This is a genomic window from Providencia rettgeri (assembly GCF_041075285.1).
In the GTDB taxonomy this organism is placed as follows: Bacteria; Pseudomonadota; Gammaproteobacteria; order Enterobacterales; family Enterobacteriaceae; genus Providencia; species Providencia rettgeri_G.
The window spans coordinates 3,231,185-3,253,300 of the sequence record NZ_CP163512.1 but is presented as its reverse complement, the minus strand read 5'-3'; the positions used below and the strand labels follow the sequence as shown (position 1 = coordinate 3,253,300).

At 41.7% G+C, this 22,116-nt stretch carries 19 protein-coding genes; 8 read left to right on the top strand and 11 right to left on the bottom strand.

The window, feature by feature from the left end; translation table 11 throughout:
• Positions 1-51: 51 nt before the first annotated feature.
• Positions 52-636, bottom strand: a complete 585-nt coding sequence (locus AB6N04_RS14825) for a LysM-like peptidoglycan-binding domain-containing protein (protein WP_369309049.1) — start codon at positions 634-636, stop codon at positions 52-54.
• 218 nt (positions 637-854) lie between these two features.
• On the opposite strand from AB6N04_RS14825, the gene AB6N04_RS14820 reads away from it, so the two are divergent.
• Positions 855-1,475, top strand: a complete 621-nt coding sequence (locus AB6N04_RS14820) for a peptidylprolyl isomerase (RefSeq protein WP_369309048.1) — start codon at positions 855-857, stop codon at positions 1,473-1,475.
• A gap of 104 nt (positions 1,476-1,579) precedes the next feature.
• Here AB6N04_RS14820 and AB6N04_RS14815 read toward each other — a convergent pair whose 3' ends face one another.
• Positions 1,580-1,735 carry a hypothetical protein gene (locus tag AB6N04_RS14815; protein WP_369309047.1) on the bottom strand — a complete coding sequence of 52 codons (156 nt, stop codon included), beginning with the start codon at positions 1,733-1,735 and terminating at the stop codon, positions 1,580-1,582.
• 1,167 nt (positions 1,736-2,902) lie between these two features.
• On the opposite strand from AB6N04_RS14815, the gene cysQ reads away from it, so the two are divergent.
• Positions 2,903-3,643 carry a 3'(2'),5'-bisphosphate nucleotidase CysQ gene (gene cysQ / locus AB6N04_RS14810; protein ID WP_369309046.1) on the top strand — a complete coding sequence of 247 codons (741 nt, stop codon included), beginning with the start codon at positions 2,903-2,905 and terminating at the stop codon, positions 3,641-3,643.
• A gap of 44 nt (positions 3,644-3,687) precedes the next feature.
• Here cysQ and mqo read toward each other — a convergent pair whose 3' ends face one another.
• The 4 genes from mqo to AB6N04_RS14790 all read right to left on the bottom strand — a co-directional run bounded on the left by mqo (position 3,688) and on the right by AB6N04_RS14790 (position 7,319).
• Complete coding sequence (gene mqo, locus AB6N04_RS14805; RefSeq protein WP_369309045.1) at positions 3,688-5,181, bottom strand: malate dehydrogenase (quinone); 1,494 nt, start codon at positions 5,179-5,181, stop codon at positions 3,688-3,690.
• Positions 5,182-5,190: 9 nt separating this feature from the next.
• Positions 5,191-5,580, bottom strand: a complete 390-nt coding sequence (locus AB6N04_RS14800) for a hypothetical protein (protein WP_369309044.1) — start codon at positions 5,578-5,580, stop codon at positions 5,191-5,193.
• A gap of 364 nt (positions 5,581-5,944) precedes the next feature.
• Entirely contained in the window at positions 5,945-6,535 is a 591-nt protein-coding gene (gene nudK / locus AB6N04_RS14795; protein ID WP_369309043.1) for a GDP-mannose pyrophosphatase NudK, read from the bottom strand.
• Between the two features lie 379 nt (positions 6,536-6,914).
• Positions 6,915-7,319, bottom strand: a complete 405-nt coding sequence (locus AB6N04_RS14790; protein ID WP_369312136.1) for a YgiW/YdeI family stress tolerance OB fold protein — start codon at positions 7,317-7,319, stop codon at positions 6,915-6,917.
• A gap of 178 nt (positions 7,320-7,497) precedes the next feature.
• Here AB6N04_RS14790 and qseB point away from each other — a divergent pair, with 178 nt between their 5' ends.
• Complete coding sequence (gene qseB / locus AB6N04_RS14785) at positions 7,498-8,163, top strand: quorum sensing response regulator transcription factor QseB (protein ID WP_369309042.1); 666 nt, start codon at positions 7,498-7,500, stop codon at positions 8,161-8,163.
• The gene (qseC, locus tag AB6N04_RS14780) at positions 8,160-9,506 is read left to right on the top strand and encodes a quorum sensing histidine kinase QseC (RefSeq protein WP_369309041.1); all 1,347 of its coding nucleotides are present in this window, start codon (positions 8,160-8,162) and stop codon (positions 9,504-9,506) included. The genes qseB and qseC overlap by 4 nt, the downstream gene beginning before the upstream one ends.
• 163 nt (positions 9,507-9,669) lie before the next feature.
• Here qseC and AB6N04_RS14775 read toward each other — a convergent pair whose 3' ends face one another.
• Positions 9,670-10,227, bottom strand: coding sequence for a YtfJ family protein (locus AB6N04_RS14775; RefSeq protein ID WP_369309040.1), 558 nt, complete (start codon positions 10,225-10,227; stop codon positions 9,670-9,672).
• Positions 10,228-10,518: 291 nt separating this feature from the next.
• Here AB6N04_RS14775 and AB6N04_RS14770 point away from each other — a divergent pair, with 291 nt between their 5' ends.
• Positions 10,519-10,725 (top strand): DUF1107 domain-containing protein, encoded by a 207-nt coding sequence (locus AB6N04_RS14770; protein WP_369309039.1) that lies wholly within the window; start codon positions 10,519-10,521, stop codon positions 10,723-10,725.
• Between the two features lie 76 nt (positions 10,726-10,801).
• On the opposite strand, the gene AB6N04_RS14765 is transcribed toward AB6N04_RS14770, so the two are convergent.
• Positions 10,802-12,169 carry a hemolysin family protein gene (locus AB6N04_RS14765; RefSeq protein WP_369309038.1) on the bottom strand — a complete coding sequence of 456 codons (1,368 nt, stop codon included), beginning with the start codon at positions 12,167-12,169 and terminating at the stop codon, positions 10,802-10,804.
• 1,015 nt (positions 12,170-13,184) lie between these two features.
• Positions 13,185-13,826, bottom strand: a complete 642-nt coding sequence (gene msrA, locus AB6N04_RS14760) for a peptide-methionine (S)-S-oxide reductase MsrA (protein ID WP_369309037.1) — start codon at positions 13,824-13,826, stop codon at positions 13,185-13,187.
• A 133-nt stretch (positions 13,827-13,959) separates the two neighbouring features.
• Here msrA and AB6N04_RS14755 point away from each other — a divergent pair, with 133 nt between their 5' ends.
• The 3 genes from AB6N04_RS14755 to AB6N04_RS14745 are packed head-to-tail and all read left to right on the top strand — an operon-like array spanning position 13,960 to position 19,826.
• Positions 13,960-15,702 (top strand): autotransporter assembly complex family protein, encoded by a 1,743-nt coding sequence (locus AB6N04_RS14755; protein ID WP_369309036.1) that lies wholly within the window; start codon positions 13,960-13,962, stop codon positions 15,700-15,702.
• A complete protein-coding gene (locus AB6N04_RS14750; RefSeq protein WP_369309035.1) occupies positions 15,699-19,475 on the top strand; it encodes a translocation/assembly module TamB domain-containing protein in 3,777 nt (1,258 codons plus the stop codon). Before AB6N04_RS14755 ends, AB6N04_RS14750 begins: the two co-directional genes overlap by 4 nt.
• 3 nt (positions 19,476-19,478) lie before the next feature.
• On the top strand, positions 19,479-19,826 hold the full coding sequence (locus tag AB6N04_RS14745; protein WP_369309034.1) for a gamma-glutamylcyclotransferase: 348 nt from the start codon (positions 19,479-19,481) through the stop codon (positions 19,824-19,826).
• 295 nt (positions 19,827-20,121) lie between these two features.
• Here the strand turns inward: AB6N04_RS14745 and ppa are convergent, their stop codons facing one another.
• Together ppa and fbp are read right to left on the bottom strand one after the other, a co-directional pair.
• Positions 20,122-20,652 (bottom strand): inorganic diphosphatase, encoded by a 531-nt coding sequence (ppa, locus tag AB6N04_RS14740; RefSeq protein WP_369309033.1) that lies wholly within the window; start codon positions 20,650-20,652, stop codon positions 20,122-20,124.
• A gap of 370 nt (positions 20,653-21,022) precedes the next feature.
• Complete coding sequence (gene fbp / locus AB6N04_RS14735; protein ID WP_369309032.1) at positions 21,023-22,030, bottom strand: class 1 fructose-bisphosphatase; 1,008 nt, start codon at positions 22,028-22,030, stop codon at positions 21,023-21,025.
• Positions 22,031-22,116 lie beyond the last annotated feature (86 nt).

Sequence of the window (22,116 nt, the reverse complement as noted above, 5' to 3'; positions counted from 1 at the left end):
TTCTTTGAGTAAAGAATAAGGTGGCGTGATACTCAATCAGCCACCTAAAAACTAAGGGGTCCGATAATAGCTACCGTCACTTAGCCGTGCAAAGCTGTAAGTTTTTCCATCAGACGCTGTTGTTTCCAGTAATTGAACTTCACCTTTACTGTTTGCTTTTAAGCGAATTTTTTGCCCTTGGCGTAAATTGCTCAACGGTTTTTCAGCACCTTCAACACGGGCCATGATAAAGGCATCGTTTGCTTGTAAATGGTTGTCTCGGAACAGTTGTGCCAACGTTTTTCCTTTTTGAACACGATAATTTTGCCATTCATTGGCGGCGGGACGTATTGTTTGCGGTTCTTGCACCTGTGGTGGTGTTACTGTAGGTTGCTCTGTTGGCTCAGGCTCTATGGGTTCAGGCACAATTTCAGGCTCTGTTGGGAGTTGTGGCGTATTGCCTTCAGGCTGTTGAATCGAAGGTGTTTGAATAGGAGCCGTTGTGATATCGGGCGTTGTCGGAGGGGGAATGACAATCGGTTGATTTTGCGGTGTGTTATTCAATGGCTCATCACCTGTTGGCCAAAACAGGGCAACCACGACAATTAGCGCTAACACGGCAATACTATAGATATGGAATTTAGATAGCTTAACCATCACTCCTCCTTGACGAGGCAATGTATTAATTAGGGCGTATTTATACGCATACTAACACTGTTTTTGGGTAATTTAGAGCGTGATCCAATTTTTCAGAGAACACTGAATAAATTTAGATGTAATCTCAGGGTTTTATTATTTAGATTGATGGTTTGGGTTTACCCATAGCAGGGGGACTGCTATCCTTGGTTTTTATCAAAAACCATATGGGTATTTTCATGGCAAACCAAAATTTTGATTCGGTAGAAGCTCAAGCAAGCTACGGTATTGGTCTACAAGTGGGTCAGCAACTATTAGAGTCTGGCTTAGAAGGTTTAGTACCAAACGCAATTTTAGCAGGCCTTGTCGATGCATTAGAAGGCAATATGCCATCTGTTCCTGTTGAAAGCTTGCATAAAGCATTACGTGAAGTTCATGAACGCGCGGACGAAGTTCGTGCTGCTCGCCAAGCCGCATTGGCTGAAGAAGGCCAAAAATTCCTTGATGAAAACCAAAAGCGTGAAGGTGTTTCAACGACTGAATCTGGTTTGCAATTCTCGGTGATCAACCAAGGTGAAGGGGCTATCCCATCTCGCTCAGACCGTGTTCGTGTTCACTACACTGGCCGTTTAATTGATGGTTCTGTGTTTGATAGTTCTGTTCAACGTGGTCAGCCAGCAGAATTCCCTGTAAGTGGCGTGATCCCAGGTTGGATTGAAGCACTGACTCTGATGCCTGTTGGCTCTAAATGGGAACTGTATATCCCGCACAATTTAGCTTATGGTGAGCGTGGTGCAGGTGCATCTATTCCTCCGTTCAGCACTTTAGTATTCGAAGTTGAATTGTTAGAAATCTTATAACAATTATCGAATAAACTCGCTGAATAATACTATTCTGGGCTTTGTTGATGATTCTTTCTTGTTTAGCAAGAGAACATCACAAAGCCCATTATTTATAATAATGATTATTGGGTTAAGTCACTCTTTTCCATTTTCTCCGTGATATTTTTTTCTGATTTCTTTTTAAACATCAGTCGATTGATCATTTGTGATATCGGAATGAAGAAAATCAGGCCACCGATTAATACGATTTTGTCTTCGTCAGCAAGGTCTTGTGACATAGTTGATGTCAAATAAATTAGGCTGATGACCAAGAAAAAGATCACCCAAAAGATGAGGGTATTGATAAGGCAAGATATCATTAACCGTCCTAATTTTAGGGACTCGTCTTGGAATTTAACGGTTCTATAGACAGTTAAGAATAAGAATATAATGGCAACAAAGGCTCCGATAAATAAGTATTCTGACAGTTGATAACTCAACAATAAAATATTTTGGAATAGCGTAGGGTCATTAGTAAGTACGCAGGCACTATATACGATAAGGACTGCACTAGTCAGAATGAAAAACATCATGATTATGATGTATAAAGAATTATATATCAAAGAGTTATTTTTCTTAGTTACGTGAAAAGCAATCTTGGGTTTCTTACATAAAAACACTCTTGGTATGAATATTAAAATGAGTATCAATATATTCACGATGTATTTTAGAATATCGCGACCAAAAATGTAAAGAACGTTCGGGCGATTAAACCGTGAAACCTCACCAACATTGAAATTAACGAGTTGAGTAGAGACATAATCACTGATTTTTAATATCACGAAATAGGCAATTGCCATACAAGCAACAGCAATAACATTTTTAATGTTAACTTGATTTAGCCGAAAGTAATAAAAAATTAAAGTGGTAAAGAACAGCAAGGAAAAAATTTGATAGAACCAATAAATTCGTAATCCATAGATGATATTATTTAGATAATGGACTGGAACATATTGGAGTAGTTCAGGAAGCATTATTGCATGAAACGAAACATATTCGGCTAGAAGCCAAACAATAACGAATAGAAATGGCAATTTAAAAAAAAGCGGTAACTAGGGGTATCCATATTTATTCCTAGAGTTGTAATTGATGATCATAGCGTTTCGTGATCGACGTAAAGAGAAAAGATGCACTACCACATTGTACTAAAGAGAGACAAATATATCTTAAGTGAAATTTATTAAGCTATATAAAGTATCGAAAGTCAAATTCATACAATCGACAACCTTTTTTCTCTTTGCGGCACGCTAGCTTAATTGATTTAATCTAAATTTAAATTATGGTGATCGGGTGGTGTGGGCGAGTGACAATGTCGACAAAAAAGAGTGTGTTGATCAATTTGACGTGTATTTGCCTACTGAGGCTGCTAATCTGGCAGTAAAAGAGTTATGGGTAAGGAGAATAAAATGCTACAACAAATTTGTCAGCTTGCTCAAGAAGCGGGTTATGCCATTATGGAAACGTACAATGCGCAAGAGCCGTTGCGGGTTGATCATAAAAGTGACAATTCTCCTGTCACAGAGGCAGACATTGCCGCTCACCAGATTATTGCAGCTGGCTTAGCTCGTATTGCGCCTGATATTCCTCAACTTTCTGAAGAAGATCCCCCAGAGTGGTCAGTCCGACAACATTGGCAGCGTTATTGGCTTATTGACCCCCTTGATGGCACAAAAGAATTTATTAATCGTAATGGGGATTTTACGGTAAACATTGCGTTGATTGAAAAGGGTGTGCCTGTTATGGGCGTTGTGTATGCACCTGCAAAAGGGCTGCTTTACTATGCTGAAGGAAACCAAGCATGGAAAGAAGAAGGCGGTCATAAGCAGCAAATTCATGTGTATGATGGCAAGCCTCCAGTGATTGTGATAAGCCGCTCCCATCAAGATAGCGAATTAATGGATTATTTGGCGCAAATGGGAGAGCACACAACGGTAGAAATTGGTTCATCGCTGAAATTTTGCCTTGTGGCGGAGGGAAAAGCACAGCTTTACCCTCGATTTGGGCCAACAAATATTTGGGACACGGCGGCAGGCCATGCGATTGCGATTGGTGCTGGTGCAAAAGTGGTTGATTGGAATGGCAAAACCTTAGATTACACACCGAGAAGCTCATTTTTGAACCCCGGTTTTCGGGTGATTTTATTCTAACGGGTGTTAAAGGTTGGGAAGTGGTTTCCCAACCTTATCAAATGTTAATTATCTAATTGCAGTACTTTAGCGGTTGCCGTTCGGATATCTAAACAGGCTTTTGCATCCTGTTTTAAATCAATACCATAGGTAGGAATAATCGCTTTTAACTTCGCTTCCCAACCATCAGCTTTAAGTTGATTAGCAAAGCATTCTTTTAGCACGTTTAAGGCAATAAAAGCTGCGGTAGATGCCCCCGGCGATGCCCCCATTAATACGGTGAACGATTTATCTGCACTAGTAATAAGCTCAGTACCGAACTCCAATACACCTTTTTTCACCGGATCGGGTTTAATGATCTGAACCCGTTGGCCTGCCACCACTTCTTTCCAATCCTCACGTTGCGCATCGGGGTAGAATTTTTGCAACATGGAGAATTGATGTGCAGAAGTTTGCAGAACTTGTCCCACAAGATATTCAGCCAAAGACCAATCATCTTTCGCGATAGCGAGCATCGGTTCAATATTGTTCAATCTGATGGAATCAAACAGATCTAGGTAAGAACCATGTTTTAGAAACTTACTTGAGAAACCAGCATACGGTCCAAATAATAAAGAGCGTTTTCCGCCAATGATGCGAGTATCTAAGTGAGGGACAGACATCGGTGGTGAGCCTTTATCGGCTTTTCCGTAAACTTTAGCGTGGTGGCGAGCGGCAACGTTTTCATCGTCACAGCGTAGCCAAATACCACTAACAGGGAAGCCTCCATAGCCTTTTCCTTCCGGGATCCCTGATTTTTGTAGCAACTCAATAGCACGACCACCTGCACCGACAAACACAAATTTTGCCGATGTAACTTGTTTTTCATGGGTCAGTAAATTTTTGACCTCAACATTCCAACGGCCATCAGGGGTTTGTGTGACATCCACGACTTCATGTTTATAGTGAAGGGTAAAACCAGATTGTTCACTGAGCTGCGCCATTAATAAATGCGTCAGTGCGCCATAATCAACGTCTGCCCCTGTTACAACACGTGTAACGGCAAGGTTTTTGTCATCTTCTCGACCCTCCATCAACAGTGGGGCCCAATCACTAATTTGTTTTGGATCTTCACTGTATTCCATATTGTGGTAGCAGTGGTGGGCTGACATCTGTTTAAAGCGTTGCTGCAAAAATTTCACATTGTCAGCACCCCAAACAAAGCTCATATGAGGGCAAGGGTGGATAAAATCGCGTGGGTTTTTGATTTTCCCTTTGGTAACGAGGTATGACCATAATTGGCGAGATAAATCGAATTCGGTATTGACTTCAAGGGCTTTACTGATATCAACGGTACCATCAGGATTTGGCGGGGTGTAGTTCATCTCACAGTTAGCTGCGTGGCCGGTTCCCGCATTATTCCATGGATGAGAGCTTTCTTGTGCACAATCATTCAAACGTTCAAAAACGGCAATATTTAGCGATGGCTCAAGTTCTTTTAAGAAAGTGCCCAGTGTCGCACTCATGATCCCTGCACCGATCAGCGCAATATCAACGTTTTCTGCGATAGGTTTAGTCATAAAAAGCCTCTATTTTTTTGTCGGTGTGAAACACAGTTCCGTGCCTTCTTGGTAGACAACATAAGCGCGTCGCCATGGGGCATCGCCGATCAGTCGCCATTTGTGACCTGTTCCAGTATTATCCTGTGCGAGTAAAATATCACCCGGATTAATAATAAATTTAGAACCATCTTTAGTTTCAAATTCTAAGGTGCCTGAAAGGGTGATCACATAACGAGGGACGGGATCTTTGTGCCAATCCCATGAGCTACCTGACTCAGTTTCACGAAAAGTCAGTTCGCTAACTGAAATAGCTGGGGTTTGGCCATCACCACGGGCGACACTATCCAGTTCCAGTGTGCCTTCTTCAAACAGGGAGTTTCCATCTTCACCTGTCCACATACGAACACAACGTATCATCTTATTTAGCTCCTTAATGAAAAGGGTATGACTTGAAAATTAATTTAGACTGATTAGTGATAAAAATAGGGTTCGTAAAATGACAATATTAAAATGGCGAAAATATATAATGTTTTTAATCTAAGGTTTTTTTAGTAACAGGTCAAAGCGAAAGTAACTTTATTTCTAGTAAAGACGGTATGTTTTTATTTAATTGAAATACAACATTTATTTGAATCTTGTTTTGATTGTCGTTTATTGACTGACGGGGATTAAATGCCTTTTTTAATGAATGAAATATATAAATAATGATACTGTTAAAATAGAGGTAAATATGAAAAGACTCACAGCCATTTATTTAAACTGCGGTGAGTCGATAAAATAATTAGCTTTTCAGAATTGAATTTAAGGCGAGGTGCTGTATTAACATAATTGTCTTACCATCGACAATCTCCCCTGTTCTGATCGCTTCAAGCGCTTTGGGAAAAGGCCACTCTAACACTTCAATATCTTCCCCTTCTTCTGCAAGTCCGCCGCCTTCATTGCTACGATTATTATCGCTATACTCGGCGATATAAAAATGCAGTTTTTCTGTGACCGAGCCTGGACTCATAAAAGCTTCAAACACTTTTTCTAGTTTATCGACTTTAAAACCAGTTTCTTCTTCAGCTTCGGCAATAATACGTGCTTCTGGGGAGGCGTTTTCGAGCAAGCCTGCGGCTGCTTCAATTAAAAAATTTGGGTAGCCATTTACATACATTGGCATACGAAATTGGCGAATGAGAATAATGCTATTTTTGGTTTTGTTGTATAACAAAATAACGGCGCCGTTTCCTCTGTCATACACTTCCCGTTCTTGTCGTTGCCAACTGCCATCACGCCTTTGTAGCTCATAGGTGTATTTCTTTAAAATATACCAATTATCTGAGAGGAGTTTTTCTTGAATATTGCGCAGTTTCGGTTGGTTAACAGTCATGGTACAGCCTTAGCAAACAATGATATTTAAAGGCTAATTTAGCACCGTTAAAAATAGCAAGAAATAAGATTTAGAGGAAAGCCTGCTTTTGCTAAGGGCTCTAAGCTGGCAATATACTAGGGCTGTTGATTTTTACCGTTAAAAAAGGTCAAAAAATAATCCAAAAAAGGAATAAATGTATCCGTCATGTTGGCTAACGACGATTTGCATCAAATATTGTCCCTAAACGCTGTCCTACGGGGGCGAATAAAGTACGTTTCACATTATTTGATGTTACGTTGAGAGGTTCACTAGGCGGCGAACCTCTCCTCTTACCTAACATGGCTTTAATTCGAATAAAGCTGACCATCAAAGATAAACAGACCTTAAGTGGGCTCAATTATTTGATTAACTGAATTTGTTTAACTTCAACTTCTCTTGAATTCCAATCTTTATCAATTTTACCGCGAATTTCGATTTTATCCTTAGGGGTGACATTAATTCCATTCCAACGTTTTTCGCTGATTTCAAGATTGATAGTGCCAGTACCGTCGGTAAACTCATAATGCTTATGATCAAGCTGCTTAACAATATTACCGCGTAAGATAACCCAGCTATCGTCTGACATATCAAGTGCTTTTGCGACGGTCATTTCACCGCTATTTGGACCAATAAAACCACCTGTTTGGGTGTTTTGTGTGGCGGTGTTGGTCACAGCGCCTGGGCCATCAAAACCGCCATTAGCAGCAAAAACAGGGGCAGTGGCAAGGGCGGCAACTAAAGTTATTAAAGGTAATTTTTTCATCATCGTTATCTCCAAATAAAACATTAACGGGTTCGTATGGAGGACATTAAAGCAGGTAGATCTTAACAGGATCTTAAGAAACTCGCCTAATGCATTATATTTTTAATTTCGTTAATAATAGCTAGTCATCTTATCGAGTATGGGATAAATATAATAATATTCCGATGTGGGGGAAGGTATGCGTATTTTATTAATTGAAGATGACAGGCTTATTGGTGACGGATTAAAAGTCGGTTTAACACAGCTCGGGTTTACGGTGGATTGGTTTATGGACGGTAAATACGGGCAGCAAGCACTCTTTGATGCACCATACGATGCGGTAGTGCTGGATCTATCCCTACCCAATATTGATGGTATGGATATTCTAAAGCACTGGCGCACTGAAGGACGGGATGAGCCAGTGTTAATTCTCACAGCGCGAGATGCGCTTGATCAACGCGTGCAAGGATTACAACAAGGCGCGGATGACTATTTGTGCAAACCTTTTGCACTGATGGAAGTGATGGCGCGTTTGCAAGCGTTGATCCGCCGTAGAAGTGGTCAACTCACCCCCAAGCTCAGCCATGGTGAGGTTGAAATGGATCCCATCGCGATGACAGTCACCCTTCAAGGGGAGCCTATTCAGCTTAAGGGTAAAGAATTGGCGTTGTTGTCCCTTTTTTTGCACAATCCCAACAAAGTATTATCACGCTCGCTGATTGAAGAAAAACTGTATAATTGGGATGAGGAAGTATCGAGTAACTCCATTGAGGTACATATTCACCACCTAAGGCGTAAATTAGGAAATAAATTTATTCGAACAATTCACGGTGTAGGTTATCGGCTAGGTGATAATCAACAATGAAAACCTTTAGTCTGCGGTTAAAACTTACCTTAACATTATTATTTCTTGCGCTGCTCACGTGGGGAATTGCCAGCTCATTGGCATGGTATCAAAGTTATAAAACAATCAATGAGCTATTTGATACGCAGCAAATGGCATTTGCTAAGCGATTATCGGTATTACCTTCAGATTTGGCATTAACGAAGCCTTCACTGACAAAAACAAAAAAATTATTGCGTAAGAACCGTGGTCACCAAGATGATGATGCACTGGCATTTGCGGTGTTTACCTCAAAAGGGGAAATGGTGCTTAACGACGGTGATAATGGTCGTGATATTAGATTCGAATTCACGCGAGAAGGCTTTACTGATGGTCTAATGGCGGGGAGTGATGATCCTTGGCGGTTTGTCTGGCTAAAATCTCAGAATGGGCAGTATGTGATTGCCGTTGGGCAGGAGTGGGAATATCGCCAAGAGATGGCAACGGACATTATGGTTGCTCAATTTATGCCATGGCTGGTGGCATTACCTGCGATGTTGCTGGTATTTTTATGGTTACTAACTCGTGCATTACGTCCTCTTAATGATGTTGCAAACCAACTATATCGACGAAAGCCCAACGAGTTAACCCCCATACAAGTCGCACGGATCCCCAGTGAAGCTCGACCTATTATCGATTCAGTAAATGGCTTGTTCGGTCGTATTAACCAAATGTTTATGCGTGAAAGGCAGTTTACTTCCGATGCTGCTCATGAGTTACGTAGTCCTCTTGCGGCATTAAGAGTGCAAGCGGAAGTGGTTCAAATTGCAGGCAATAACCGTGAAATCCGTCAACATGCCGTCGAAAATTTAACGGAAGGCATTGATAGGGCAACACGACTTGTCGATCAATTATTGACGTTATCGCGGTTAGAGTCTTCAGCACAGTTGGAAGATATCAGTGAACTGACGTGGGAAAACTTGATTGATACGGCAGTGAAAGATATTGAACCGCAAGCGATGACCTATGGAACAGCAATTATTCAAACGATTATTTCACAACCAAAACCATTTAAAGGGCAAGCGCTATTACTTGGCGTGTTGCTACGTAACTTACTTCACAATGCCATTCGTTATGGTAAAGAAAAAGGCGAAGTGAAAATCACATTGTATAGCGGACATCTTGAAATTGAAGACAATGGTGAGGGGGTAACTTCTGATGTTTTACAACGTTTAGGGGAGCGTTTTTATCGACCGCCAGGACAAGAGAAAACAGGAAGTGGCTTGGGACTGTCTATTGTGAAACGAATTGCGGAGTTACATAACTTACATGTTATGTTTACTCACGCAGAGACAGGTGGTTTTTGCGTTAAAATAATGTGGTGATGCCTTAATACCTTTAATTACACTGCTTGATTATTAGCAAAATGAAGATAATTATGCATATTTATAATAAGGGTATTTTAGAATAACTCACTATTTTTGAAAACGGCTAAATAAGCGGATCCCTTCACTGAATATTCTTCACATGAAGGGATTGATGATGTGATTACTTCAAAGAAGAAATCAGTAAGCCAATGACTTTTTCAATTTCTTGTTCATTAAGTTCACCATCTTTGAAAAATAGCACTTTCCCTTGATTATCTAACACGATGATTGCCGAGCTTTCAGGCTTTAACCCCCATGCGGCTTTTACTACACCATCGCTATCGACAATAAACTGAGAATAGGGAAACTCTTTTTTACTGTCTTCAACACTATTTTTAACAAAAACGCCCGTACCAAAAATTGCATCATCGGTATTAATGATAGTGGTGGTTTGATAGGTATCATGCGGGAATCTGGCGTGTTTGATGGCTTCAATCAGTGGTGCATTCATTTCTTTTGCCGAGGAGCGTCCCGCAATATGTTGGATAGTGCGCACTTTCCCTACCAACTGCTGGCTTTTCCACGGTTGATAATCGAGTTTGTTTTCTTTATTAAGAATTAATTCACCTTTATCGGTGACTGAAACAGCAGGAACAGATTGGTTTAGTTGAATATTTGCGGCTGTGGCAATAGTGGATAAGCTGAGTAAGCAAAGAGAAATACACATATTTTTAAACATAAAAGCCCCTTGGATCGTGATATGAATGTGAGCCCGAAAATCTTTTTCTACGTGTATTTATAGCATAGCTCATCGGATGAGTTACAAGTGAAAATTTAACAATTTCTTAAAAATCAGAATAAATGCACAGTTTGAAGGGGATTTAACCGTTATTTGACACTGTCATGTTATGTCAGCAAATTGAATAAAACTGCAATTTTAGAACCAAAGTAGAAATTTCTGGTCTATGATTAATGTACGGTATGCATTACGAAGTACCGTACGTAAGAACAACGGGGAGGAAAAGTTCTAATGAAAGTATTTAACCGCTATAACCCATTTAAAATTGCTCTTTATGTTAAAACACTCTTCAGTGGTCGGCTCTATATAAAGGATTTTGGAGCATTTGAGTTTAATTATGGGAAGATTTTACCGCCAAAAGTGAGTGATAAACGCCATTACAGTGTGATGAGCGAAGTCAACAAACAGATTTCACTGCTACAGGCAGAATTAGGGTAGGTTAATCAAGGTTAATTATTGATGACTAACGCGCCACTTAAGGTGGCGCATTGAAAGAAACAGCCCCTAGCAAACGCTAATGGTCAGTACCTTTTGTCTGTTGTTTGCTATCAGTCATTTCAATGGTACTTTTGCCTGGCTGCACAATCACGGGGGAAGGTGCTGTTGTGAGCCGCGTTACAAGTAATTGGTCTATTTTGTAGTTATCAATATCCACCACTTCAAACTTATAGCCAGCGTATTTCACATAATCTGTACGTTTAGGCATTCTCCTCAAGCGGTACATCATAAAGCCAGCGATAGTTTCATAATTGCTAAAATCGGGGAATTCATCGATATCTAAAATGCGTTGTACATCTTCAATCGGTGTTCCACCATCGACCAGCCACGAGTTTTCATCACGTACGACGATTTGTTCTTCTTGCCCTGAACCGACTAAATCCCCCATTAAGGTGATCATGACGTCATTGATGGTGATCACGCCCATTACTAAGGCGTATTCATTGAGAATCACCGCGAAATCAACACCGTTATTTTTAAATGCGTCTAATGTATCCGATAAGGAGAGTGTATCTGGCACCATTAGTGTGCTACGGATATGAACTCCATCATTTAAGTTTAAGCTTTGCCCATTCAGTACGCGATTAAGGAGTTCTTTTGAATCCACGTAACCAATAACATGGTCAATATCCCCTTCACAAACAAGGAACTTAGAATGTGGTTGAGTGGAAATTTTGTGTTTAATGCTGTCTTCGGATTCGTTTTTATCAAAATAAATAATGCTTTCACGTGGCGTCATTGCAGATGGAACGGTACGTGATTCTAATTCGAACACATTTTCAATTAATTCATGTTCTTGTTTACGCAGTACCCCAGCAACAGCCCCAGCTTCTACCACGGCAAAAATATCATCTGAAGTGATATCTTCATTACGTGAAATGGGTAATTTAAATAATTTAAAGATGAGATTAGCAAGGCCATTAAAGAACCAAACAAAAGGGCTGAGTACGACTAAACAAAAACGCATTGGATTGACAATGCGAATAGCAATAGCCTCAGGTTTTACCATACCAATACGTTTTGGCGTTAAGTCCGCCACTAAGATAAATAAGCTGGTAACGATGGTAAACGATAGAACGAATGCGATTTTTTGTGCCCATTCAGGGGATAAAAATTGAATGAAAACGTCATATAAAGCAGGGGAGAATGCCGATTCGCCAACAATACCCGCAAGAATAGCAACGGCATTTAAGCCAATTTGTACCACGGTGAAAAACATACCCGGCATTTCTTGTAACTTTAGAACTCGAGCTGCATTAATGTTGCCTTCATCAGCCATTAACTTGAGTTTTATACGACGAGAAGCGGCCAGTGAAATTTCTGACAAAGAGAAAAATGCGCTAATTGCGCATAATAAAAGAACGATCAGTAAACTGTTGAGCATAAGTTATCCAGCCTTTCAAAGGGTGAATTTATTCAATTCAAAATTCTTTAAAGGCATAGTCTCGAATATTAAAATATATTAAGTAAACAAATATACGGTGCGCGGTATGCGCAAATTGTTGATATGTGGTGTTAGTATAGATGGCTGGCGAGATATTCGTCAATATTCTTCATTCTTCGCGCTGTAGGGGTGTTGGCTGCACAAAACTCCCCAAATCACATACTAATGTATGCTCATTGGGAGAGTTTTCTTTGCCGCCTACCTACAGCACGAATAATTTTGAATATTCATATTCATATTCATATTCATATTCATCCTGCTCTTGCGCTGTCGGGGTGTTGGCTGCATAAAACTCCCCAAATCACCTGCTGATGTATGCTCATTGGGAGCGTTTTCTTTACCGCCTATCGACAGCACGAATAATTTTGAATATTCATATTCATCCTGCTCTTGCGCTATTGGGGTGTTGGCTGCATAAAACTCCCCAAATCACATACTAATGTATGCTCATTGGGAAAGTTTTCTTTGCCGCCTACCTACAGCACGAATAATTTTGAATATTCATATTCATCCTGCTCTTGCGCTGTAGGGGTGTTGGCTGCATAAAACTCCCCAAATCACATACTGATGTATGCTCATTGGGAGAGTTTTCTTTGCCGCCTACCTACAGCACGAATAATTTTGAATATTCATATTCATATTCATATTCATCCTGCTCTTGCGCTGTAGGGGTGTTGGCTGCATAAAACTCCCCAAATCACATACTAATGTATGCTCATTGGGAGCGTTTTCTTTGCCGCCTACCTATAGCACGAATAATTTTGAATATTCATATTCATATTCATCCTGCTCTTGCGCTGTAGGGGTGTTGGCTGCATAAAACTCCCCAAATCACATACTGATGTATGCTCATTGGGAGCGTTTTCTTTACCGCCTATCGATAGCACGAATAATTGTAGATATATTTGTTGTTAAAGCATTAGCCTAAAAATAAATAAAGGTGGATCTGTTTGCGTTAAATATCTAAAGAGGGTGGCATGCACACACCGATACCACCTAGGCCGCAATAGCCATTGGGATTTTTATAAAGATATTGCTGGTGGTAATCTTCTGCAAAATAAAAGGTTTCCAGTGGTGTGATTTCTGTGGTGATAGGGCGAAGATCATTTTGTGCTTTCATGGCTTCTTGATAGGTTTGCAAGGTTTTCATCCCTTGCTGGTCTTGTTCATCCGTTAAAGTATAAATCCCGGAACGGTACTGGCTACCAATATCGCCACCTTGGCGCATACCTTGGGCAGGGTCGTGATTTTCCCAAAATAGTCTCAATAGATGAGCATAACTGATAACTTTTGGGTCGAAAACCACACGCACGGTTTCTGCGTGACCCGTTCGCCCAGAGCACACTTCTTCATAAGTTGGGTTTGGTGTTATGCCACCGCAATAGCCTGCTGAAGTGGTATAAACCCCAGGTTGTTGCCAAAATAATCGTTCAACCCCCCAAAAACAACCCATTGCAAAATAAGCCACTTCCATATTCTTAGGAATAATCTCAATCGAATGATGGTTAACAGCGTGATATGGTGAACAAGGAATTGTGCTGTCTCTGCCAGGCAGAGGCTGTGAAATATTTGCAGAGTGAAATTTATTAAAAGGCATAATGGTTCCTATTGGTCCTGACCACACAAATAATCTAAAAATAGAGATAAAAACTTGTGTCTATCGCTAATTTTACTCAAAATAAATTGATATGAAGCCTTTAGTCAACCTTTCTACCACCTTAGGAGCAGGCGTGTCGAAATACCCTCAAATCTGTTTTCTCTGCTTAACTGTGGCTGTGCCTGTTGTGCATGCGGCTAATCTTCGCCTTAATGTAGAAGGGCTTGAAGGACAACTTAATCAAAACGTTCGAGTACAGCTTTCTAATATATCCCAAGATGAAGTGGTGCCAAACGGCCGTTTTCGAGCGCGTGTTGAGAAAGCAATTCAGGAAGGTTTAAAGCCTTTGGGTTATTACCAACCGACGGTTGAGTTTAGCTATGAAGAGAAGGCCCCCCCTGCTCGTTCTGTTTTGACCGCCAAAGTGAACCCAGGAGAGCCCATTTTATTAAAAGGCGTGAATGTAGAATTACAAGGTGCAGCAAAGACTGACCCCGATTTTGAAAAGATGGTGAAACAATACACGCCGAAGTTAGATATTGTACAAAATGATGGTGAATATGAGGATTTTAAAGGCCGATTTAATAGTTTAGCGATTCGTAAGGGATATTTTGATGGTGTGATGGAAAAAAGCCAGTTAGGCATCTCCCTTGACCATCATGCCTCATACTGGGACTTTGACTACAATAGTGGTGAGCGCTACCGATTTGGAGCCATCACTTATCAAGGTTCGCAAATTCGCGAAGATTATCTGAATAACCTAGCTCCATTTAAACAGGGTGAATACTACACCTCAGAACAATTAGCAGAATTCAACCGACGATTAGCGGAAACCGGCTGGTTCTCTTCTGCCATTGTTACGCCACGTATTGTCAGTGCTCGAAAAGCTAATTCCTATGAGTTGCCGATGGAAGCGGTCGTCACGCCACGTGCGAAAAACTTTATTGAGTTAGGGGGTGGCTATGCAACAGATGTTGGTCCTCGTGTTAAAGCAACATGGAATAAACCATGGGTAAACTCACGTGGGCAGAGTTTAACCTCAAGTATTAGTCTTTCTCAGCCTGAGCAATTGATTGATGCAAGTTATAAAATCCCCTTAAAAGCTAACCCCCTTGAACAATATTACGCCGTGCAGGGTGGGTTTAAGCGTACAGATTTAAACGATACACAAGCCAATACAACGACATTGAATGTGTCTCGTAACTGGGATTATTCATCGGGTTGGCAATATGGTGTGAATATGCGTTGGATGCTGAGTAACTTTACCCAAGCGGATGTGACGAATACGACCATGCTGTTATATCCGGGGGCTTACGTGAGTCGCATTCGTCAGCGGGGGGGCGTGATGCCCACATGGGGAGATAGTCAGCGTTATTCCATTGATTACTCAAATAAAATATGGGGTTCGGATATCGATTTTGCAGTTTTACAAGCTAAAAACGTATGGATCCGAACACCGTGGGAAGGGCACCGTTTTATCGTGCGTGGTAACTTAGGTTGGATTGAAACCAATGATTTTGACAAAGTGCCACCCGATTTGCGTTTCTTCGCAGGGGGGGATGGCAGTGTGCGTGGTTACGGTTATCAAAAAATCTCCCCTGAAGACAGCAAAGGTAAGTTAACAGGTGCTTCTAAACTCGCCGTTGGATCTGTTGAATACCAGTATAACTTTACTGGAAATTGGTGGGGGGCAACCTTTATCGATAGTGGTGAAGCTGTGGATGATATTAAGAAAAGTGATTTCAAAACAGGTGCGGGTGTCGGTATTCGTTGGGTTTCCCCCGTAGGCCCCATTAAGTTTGATCTTGCGACGCCAATTAATGATCCAGATAACAACAAAATACAATTTTATATTGGTTTGGGGACGGAATTATGAGGTGGTTGAAGTGGCTAAAGTGGACGAGTCTTTCCATTTTGTTCATTCTAGTTCTTGTGATCGCAGCACTTAGTTGGGTGATTGGCACAAAATCGGGTTTTCATTTTGCCTTAAATTCGGTGACGCGCTTTGTTCCTGAATTAACGATAGAAGGAATAGACGGCGATATTCGTGACCTCACCTTAACCGGTGTTAAATATCAAATGCCCGGTGTGGATGTTAATGCAGGGAAACTACACTTGGCACTTAAATTAGGCTGCTTAACTCGCGGTGAATTATGTATTAACACGCTAGGCACTGAAAATGTAACGGTTAACGTTGATACTTCACAGCTTCCACCATCGGAAGAGGCTCCGCCTTCTGAGCCGCTTACAGAACTAAAAGCACCTTTAACTATCCGTTTAGAACAGCTGTCATTGGTTGAAACACATGTCATGGTAGATGGCATGGCTATCGATTTAGCCAAATTCACTACTGGTGCAACATGGGAAGGTAGGGGGATTACTCTTATCCCGACGGATATTATTGATTTGGCGATCAACTTGCCTGAGACCCCGCAAGCACAGCCTACTGAAGAAAAGCAGCCAGACCCGACGCCAATCGATGAGCAAAAATCCCTTGCGGATGAGCTTAAGGGGCTATTTTCAAAGCCATTATTAGCACAATTGCCAGAAATCATTCTGCCTGTCGATTTAAACGTTGAGGGGATCAATGCCTCGAACTTCCAATTAACTGGTGGTACTGACTTTAAAATCAACCAATTGCACCTCAGTTTGTCCAATCAAGGGCAGCAAGTGTTGATTAAGCAACTTAAAATTGATGCACCGCAAGGGGATATCTCGTTATCTGGAACCGCATCGCTGCAAGACAAATGGCCAGTTTCCTTGTCTGTTATTGGAGAAAGCCGTTTAGAGGATTTGAATGGTCAGAAAATCGATTTATCCCTCAAAGGTGGGTTGATTGATGAATTGAAATTGGCGCTCAATTTACAAGGGCCAATTAATGCCACGTTAGATGCAGAAACTGACCTGTCTCAAGCAGATTTACCAATTTTATTAACCCTAGAAAGCGATAAATTAGCCTGGCCGTTAGTCGGCGATGCACAATATCAATTAGATGGCACGCGCTTACGTTTAAATGGTCGACCATCGGCTTATGATCTATCGTTACGTTCTGCAATCACTGGGCAAGACTTGCCGCCATCCACCTTGATGCTTGATGCAAAAGGCAATGAAGCGCAAATTAATTTAACGCGTTTACGCCTTGCTGCGTTGCAAGGAAATGCGTATCTCACAGGTGTTGCCGATTGGAGCAAAGCGATTAGTTGGAATGCGGTGCTGACCCTATCAGGGATTAACACCGCCAAACAGTACCCAGAGTGGCCAGCAAAAGTGGACGGTAAGATTGCCACTCGCGGTAGCTTATATGGTGGAAGCTGGCAGCTAGAAATCCCCGAAATCATGCTAGATGGTAATGTTAAAAATAACTTACTTAAAGCCCGTGGGCAGGCAAAAGGTAATGCCGCAGGTCAGTGGGATATACCCCAATTCAATTTAGCATTAGGTAAGAATAATGTGGATGTTAAGGGCGCTCTCGCGGAGAAATGGGATCTAGATGCTAAAATTAATGCCCCTGCTTTAAATGGGCTACTGCCAGGGCTTGGCGGTGTGATTGTTGGTGATGTGAAATTACGCGGGAATTTGCAAACGCCAGAAGCGTTGGTTGATCTCACTGCACGAGGCGTCAAGTGGCAAAATGACCTCGCGATCGAAAATGTTGCTATCAAAGGGAATGTTGCAACAGGGGAGCAAATCAAAGGGGATTTATCGGTTGTTTTACGTCAGCTTAGGCAGGGTGATTTAGTCGTTAGCAACCTGACGTTAGATGCCAAAGGCAGTGAAAAACAACATACTTTAAAACTGAATATGAAGGGGGAACCCGTTTCAGGGCAGTTGGCGTTAGCTGGTGGGTTTGACCGCCAAACTGAGGTGTGGAAAGGGGCATTATCGAATACGCTATTTGATACAGTCGTGGGCGAATGGCGCTTAAATCAAGCCATGTCACTCAATTATGCTAACCAAACGCAAGAAGTGACTATTGGTAGCCATTGTTGGGTTAATCCCAACGCACGGTTGTGTGTACCAAAGCCGATTAAAGCAGGCAAAAGTGGCAGTGCCGACATAGTGCTAGAACGTTTCGATTTAGCGATGATCAAACCGTTTATGCCAAAAGATACCCGTGTTAGCGGTGTATTTAGCGGTAAGGCGAATGCTATCTGGAAGGCAGATGGTAGCATGTCACAAGTACAGGTCGATCTGCGTGGAAATGACGTTAAAGCCACTCAGTTTGTTGAAGGAACGCGTTTACCAATTGCATTTGATACGCTAACACTCAGTGCCGCTTTGAAAAACGGGAAAGCAAACCTTAATTGGTTATTTGGTCTCGCCAATAATGGGCAAATGCGCGGTAACCTGCAAGTTACGGATATTGAAAAACGTCGCTTGCTATCGGGCAATGTTGAAATTAATTCCATTACCTTAGATTTAATCAAGCCATTACTTGGTGAAAAAGAAGTGGCGAATGGTCGTTTAAATGCGAATTTACGTTTAGGTGGTTCTGCAAATAACCCCCTGTTAAATGGAAATTTATCTCTTTCCAGTTTAGAAGTTAAATCCGCGATGATCCCGTTTGATATTAAAAGCGGTCATTTAGGCATTAATTTCAATGGCACCAGTTCAGTAATGAATGGGCAGATCAATACCCCTGAAGGATATTTGAATATTGATGGTGATGCCGACTGGCGCAATATTAATGCATGGCGGGCGAAAGTGATGGCGCGTGGAAATAATTTACGCGTTGCGATGCCACCGATGATTAAAATTGATGTACAGCCTGATATCGTGTTTGATGCTTCACCGTCGCTCCTAACACTCACTGGCTCAGTGACTATCCCTTGGGCAAGAATTACAGTTCAAGAGCTTCCAGAGTCTGCGGTGAGCGCATCTTCTGATGTGGTCATGTTAGATAGCAACTTGAAGCCAATTGAGGAAAAAGCGCCCTCAATTCCGATTCAAACCAATTTAGATATTAAAATTGGTAATGATGTGCGGTTAGATGCCTTTGGGTTAAAAGCTCGCCTTACAGGGCTGCTGAAAGTGGTTCAAAATATGCATGGCCTGCATATTAATGGTCAGGTGGATATTCCTGATGGTCGTTTCCGTGCCTATGGTCAGGATCTGATTGTGCGTAAAGGGCAAATTCAGTTCTCAGGCCCTGCTGACCAACCATTCTTAAATCTAGAGGCAATCCGTAACCCAGACAACACCGCAGATAGCGTGATCGCGGGTGTGAAGGTGACAGGGCTTGCCGATAAACCCAAAGTCGAGATATTCTCTGAGCCTGCTAAAACACAACAAGAAGCACTTTCTTATCTACTCAGGGGAGAGGGCTTAGATAGCGGTGATGCAAATGGCGCTCAGATGACTTCAATGCTGATAGGTCTCGGTGTTGCACAAAGTGGGCAATTGGTGGGTAAAATTGGTGAGACATTTGGTGTTTCCGATTTAGCCGTTGATACCCAAGGTGTCGGGGATGGTTCGCAAGTTGTAGTAAGCGGTAAAATCACTAATGATTTACAAGTGAAGTATGGAGTTGGTATCTTTGACTCATTGGCAACGTTAACTTTACGTTATCGGTTGATGCCAAAACTGTATTTAGAAGCTGTGTCTGGTGTGAATCAGGCCTTGGATCTCCTTTACCAATTTGAGTTTTAGATTATGCGTGTAATTGTTTATGGCAGCTTAAGACAAAAGCAAGGAAATCATCACTGGATGACTTATGCCCAATTGCTAGGCGAGCATAAGCTAGAAGGCTATGAACTGTATGATCTTGGATTTTATCCAGCGGTGGTGAAAGGCGATGGCTCAATTGAATGTGAGGTATATCGCATCAATCCATCGATTTTGACTGAGCTAGATGAGCTAAAGAAAAATTCTCAAGACTATGTGAGGGAATTAATTCCGACGCCATATGGCAACGCTTGGATTTATATATATAAGCATTCGGTTGATGGTCTGCGCCAAATTAAAAGTGGCGACTGGCTCAAACGTGATGAAGAAAAATAATCCCACGATAGTGTGCCGTGTGGATTATGTGTAGGACGCTGGCGATATCGCCAGCGTGAGGTTGTTGACAAAGTAGGTGAAAAGCGTGGTTTTTCCGACTTTGTGTTATCAGGCGAAAATCAATATATTGATTTTCCCAGTCTATTTTCAAAACCGCTCCATCCTGCTGACAAACAGGTTATGTTTGTCAGCAGTCTGACGCCGGTAATATCACCGGCGTTTTTATTTTAAAGGCATAAAAAAAGCTCTGGGGTTAGCCAGAGCTTCAACGATGTTCATTTTCCGTGAGGGAAAATTATTTTTTTGCAGCGCGCTCAAAAGAAGCAATAATTTCTGCTTTAGCGGCTTCTGCGTTATCCCAACCGTCAACTTTAACCCACTTACCTTTTTCTAAGTCTTTGTAATGTTCAAAGAAGTGAGTGATTTGTGCTTTCAGTAACTCAGGGAGATCGTTCACATCTTTAATATGGTCGTATTCTTTACTCAGTTTAGTGTGTGGAACGGCCACTAATTTTGCATCTTCCCCTGATTCGTCGGTCATTTTCAGGACGCCAACTGGGCGACAACGAATGACTGAACCAGGTTGTAATGGATATGGTGTTGGGACTAACACGTCAACGGGGTCACCATCTAAAGACAGTGTGTTGTTGATGTAACCGTAGTTGCACGGATAGAACATCGCTGTTGACATGAAACGGTCTACAAACAGCGCGCCAGACTCTTTATCAACTTCATATTTGATAGGATCTGCGTTAGCTGGAATTTCGATGATAACGTAGATATCTTCTGGCAGATCTTTACCTGCCGGTACATTGTTCAGGCCCATTTAAATGCATCCTTTGTGTGAATAATGAATTTACCCGCTGACTATTAACATATTGATTCAATAATGTTAGTTACCGATTATTATGTCACTAACATTTTCGGGTAGATAGCGTGGGGGACATTATAGCCGCAAAAAGGGATAAAACTCACTAGTTGGCGAAAAAAAGGGACAAAAAAGGCGGAAAACCCGCCTAAGCTTGTTGACAAAGCAGGGTAAAAACGTGATTTTCCCTGCTTTGTGTTATCAGGCGAAAATCAATAAATTGATTTTCCCAGTTTAGTTTCAAAACTTCGCCAACCTGCTACCAAACCGATTCGGTTTGTCAGCAGGTTGAGGCGGGAAAACTCGCCTGTACATCAGTGAACTTGAATTATTCAGCGTCTGGAAATTCACGCATAAATGATTCTGCTTTTTCCACCATGGACTCTGTTCCGACGAAGAATGGAACACGTTGGTGTAATTCACTTGGAATGATGTCTAAAATACGGTTCGCACCATCGCTCGCTTTTCCCCCAGCTTGTTCAGCTAAGAACGCAATTGGATTGCATTCGTACAGTAAGCGCAGCTTTCCATTTGGGTGACTTGCAGTACTTGGGTAGATGTAGATCCCCCCTTTGAGCAAATTACGGTGGAAGTCCGCCACTAATGAGCCAATATAGCGTGTGGTATAAGGGCGGTTGGTTGCTTTATCTTCTTCTTGGCAGTATTTAATGTACTTTTTAACGCCCATAGGAAACTTAATGTAGTTCCCTTCGTTAATGGAGTACATTTTGCCTTCCGATGGGAACATAACTTTCTCATGGGATAAGCAAAATACGCCTAATGATGGGTCGTAAGTAAAGGCATGTACACCAACACCGGTGGTATAAACCAACATGGTTGATGAACCATAAACAACATAACCCGCAGCAACTTGGCGGTTGCCTGGTTGCAGAAAGTCAGCTTCCGTTACCGGTTGGCCAATTGGGGTAATACGATGGTAAATTGAGAAAATTGTCCCAACGGAAACGTTTACATCGATATTCGAAGAACCATCTAGTGGATCCATTAATACGACATATTTGGCGTTTTCTGCACGGTCTCCTTCGAAAATGACAATTTCGTCTTCTTCTTCAGAGGCGATACCGGCGACTTCTCCGCGTGCTTTTAGAGCCGCTTTCAGTTTTTCGTTTGCGTACAGATCGAGCTTCATCTGGACTTCACCTTGAATATTCGAAACACCATTAGTGCCAAGAATATCGACGAGTCCAGCTTTATTAATATCACGGTGGATAATTTTAGCGCCCAGTTTAATCGCTGACAGTAATGACGTCAGCTCACCTGTTGCATGAGGAAAATCTTGTTGCTTTTCGACGATGAATTCGCCTAATGTTTTCATGACGAAGGTCCTGAATAAAATTAACAAAGGTTTTGCGGGCCGATTATACCCGCGCGGGGGAGAGTTTAACTAAATAAAAAAAAGAT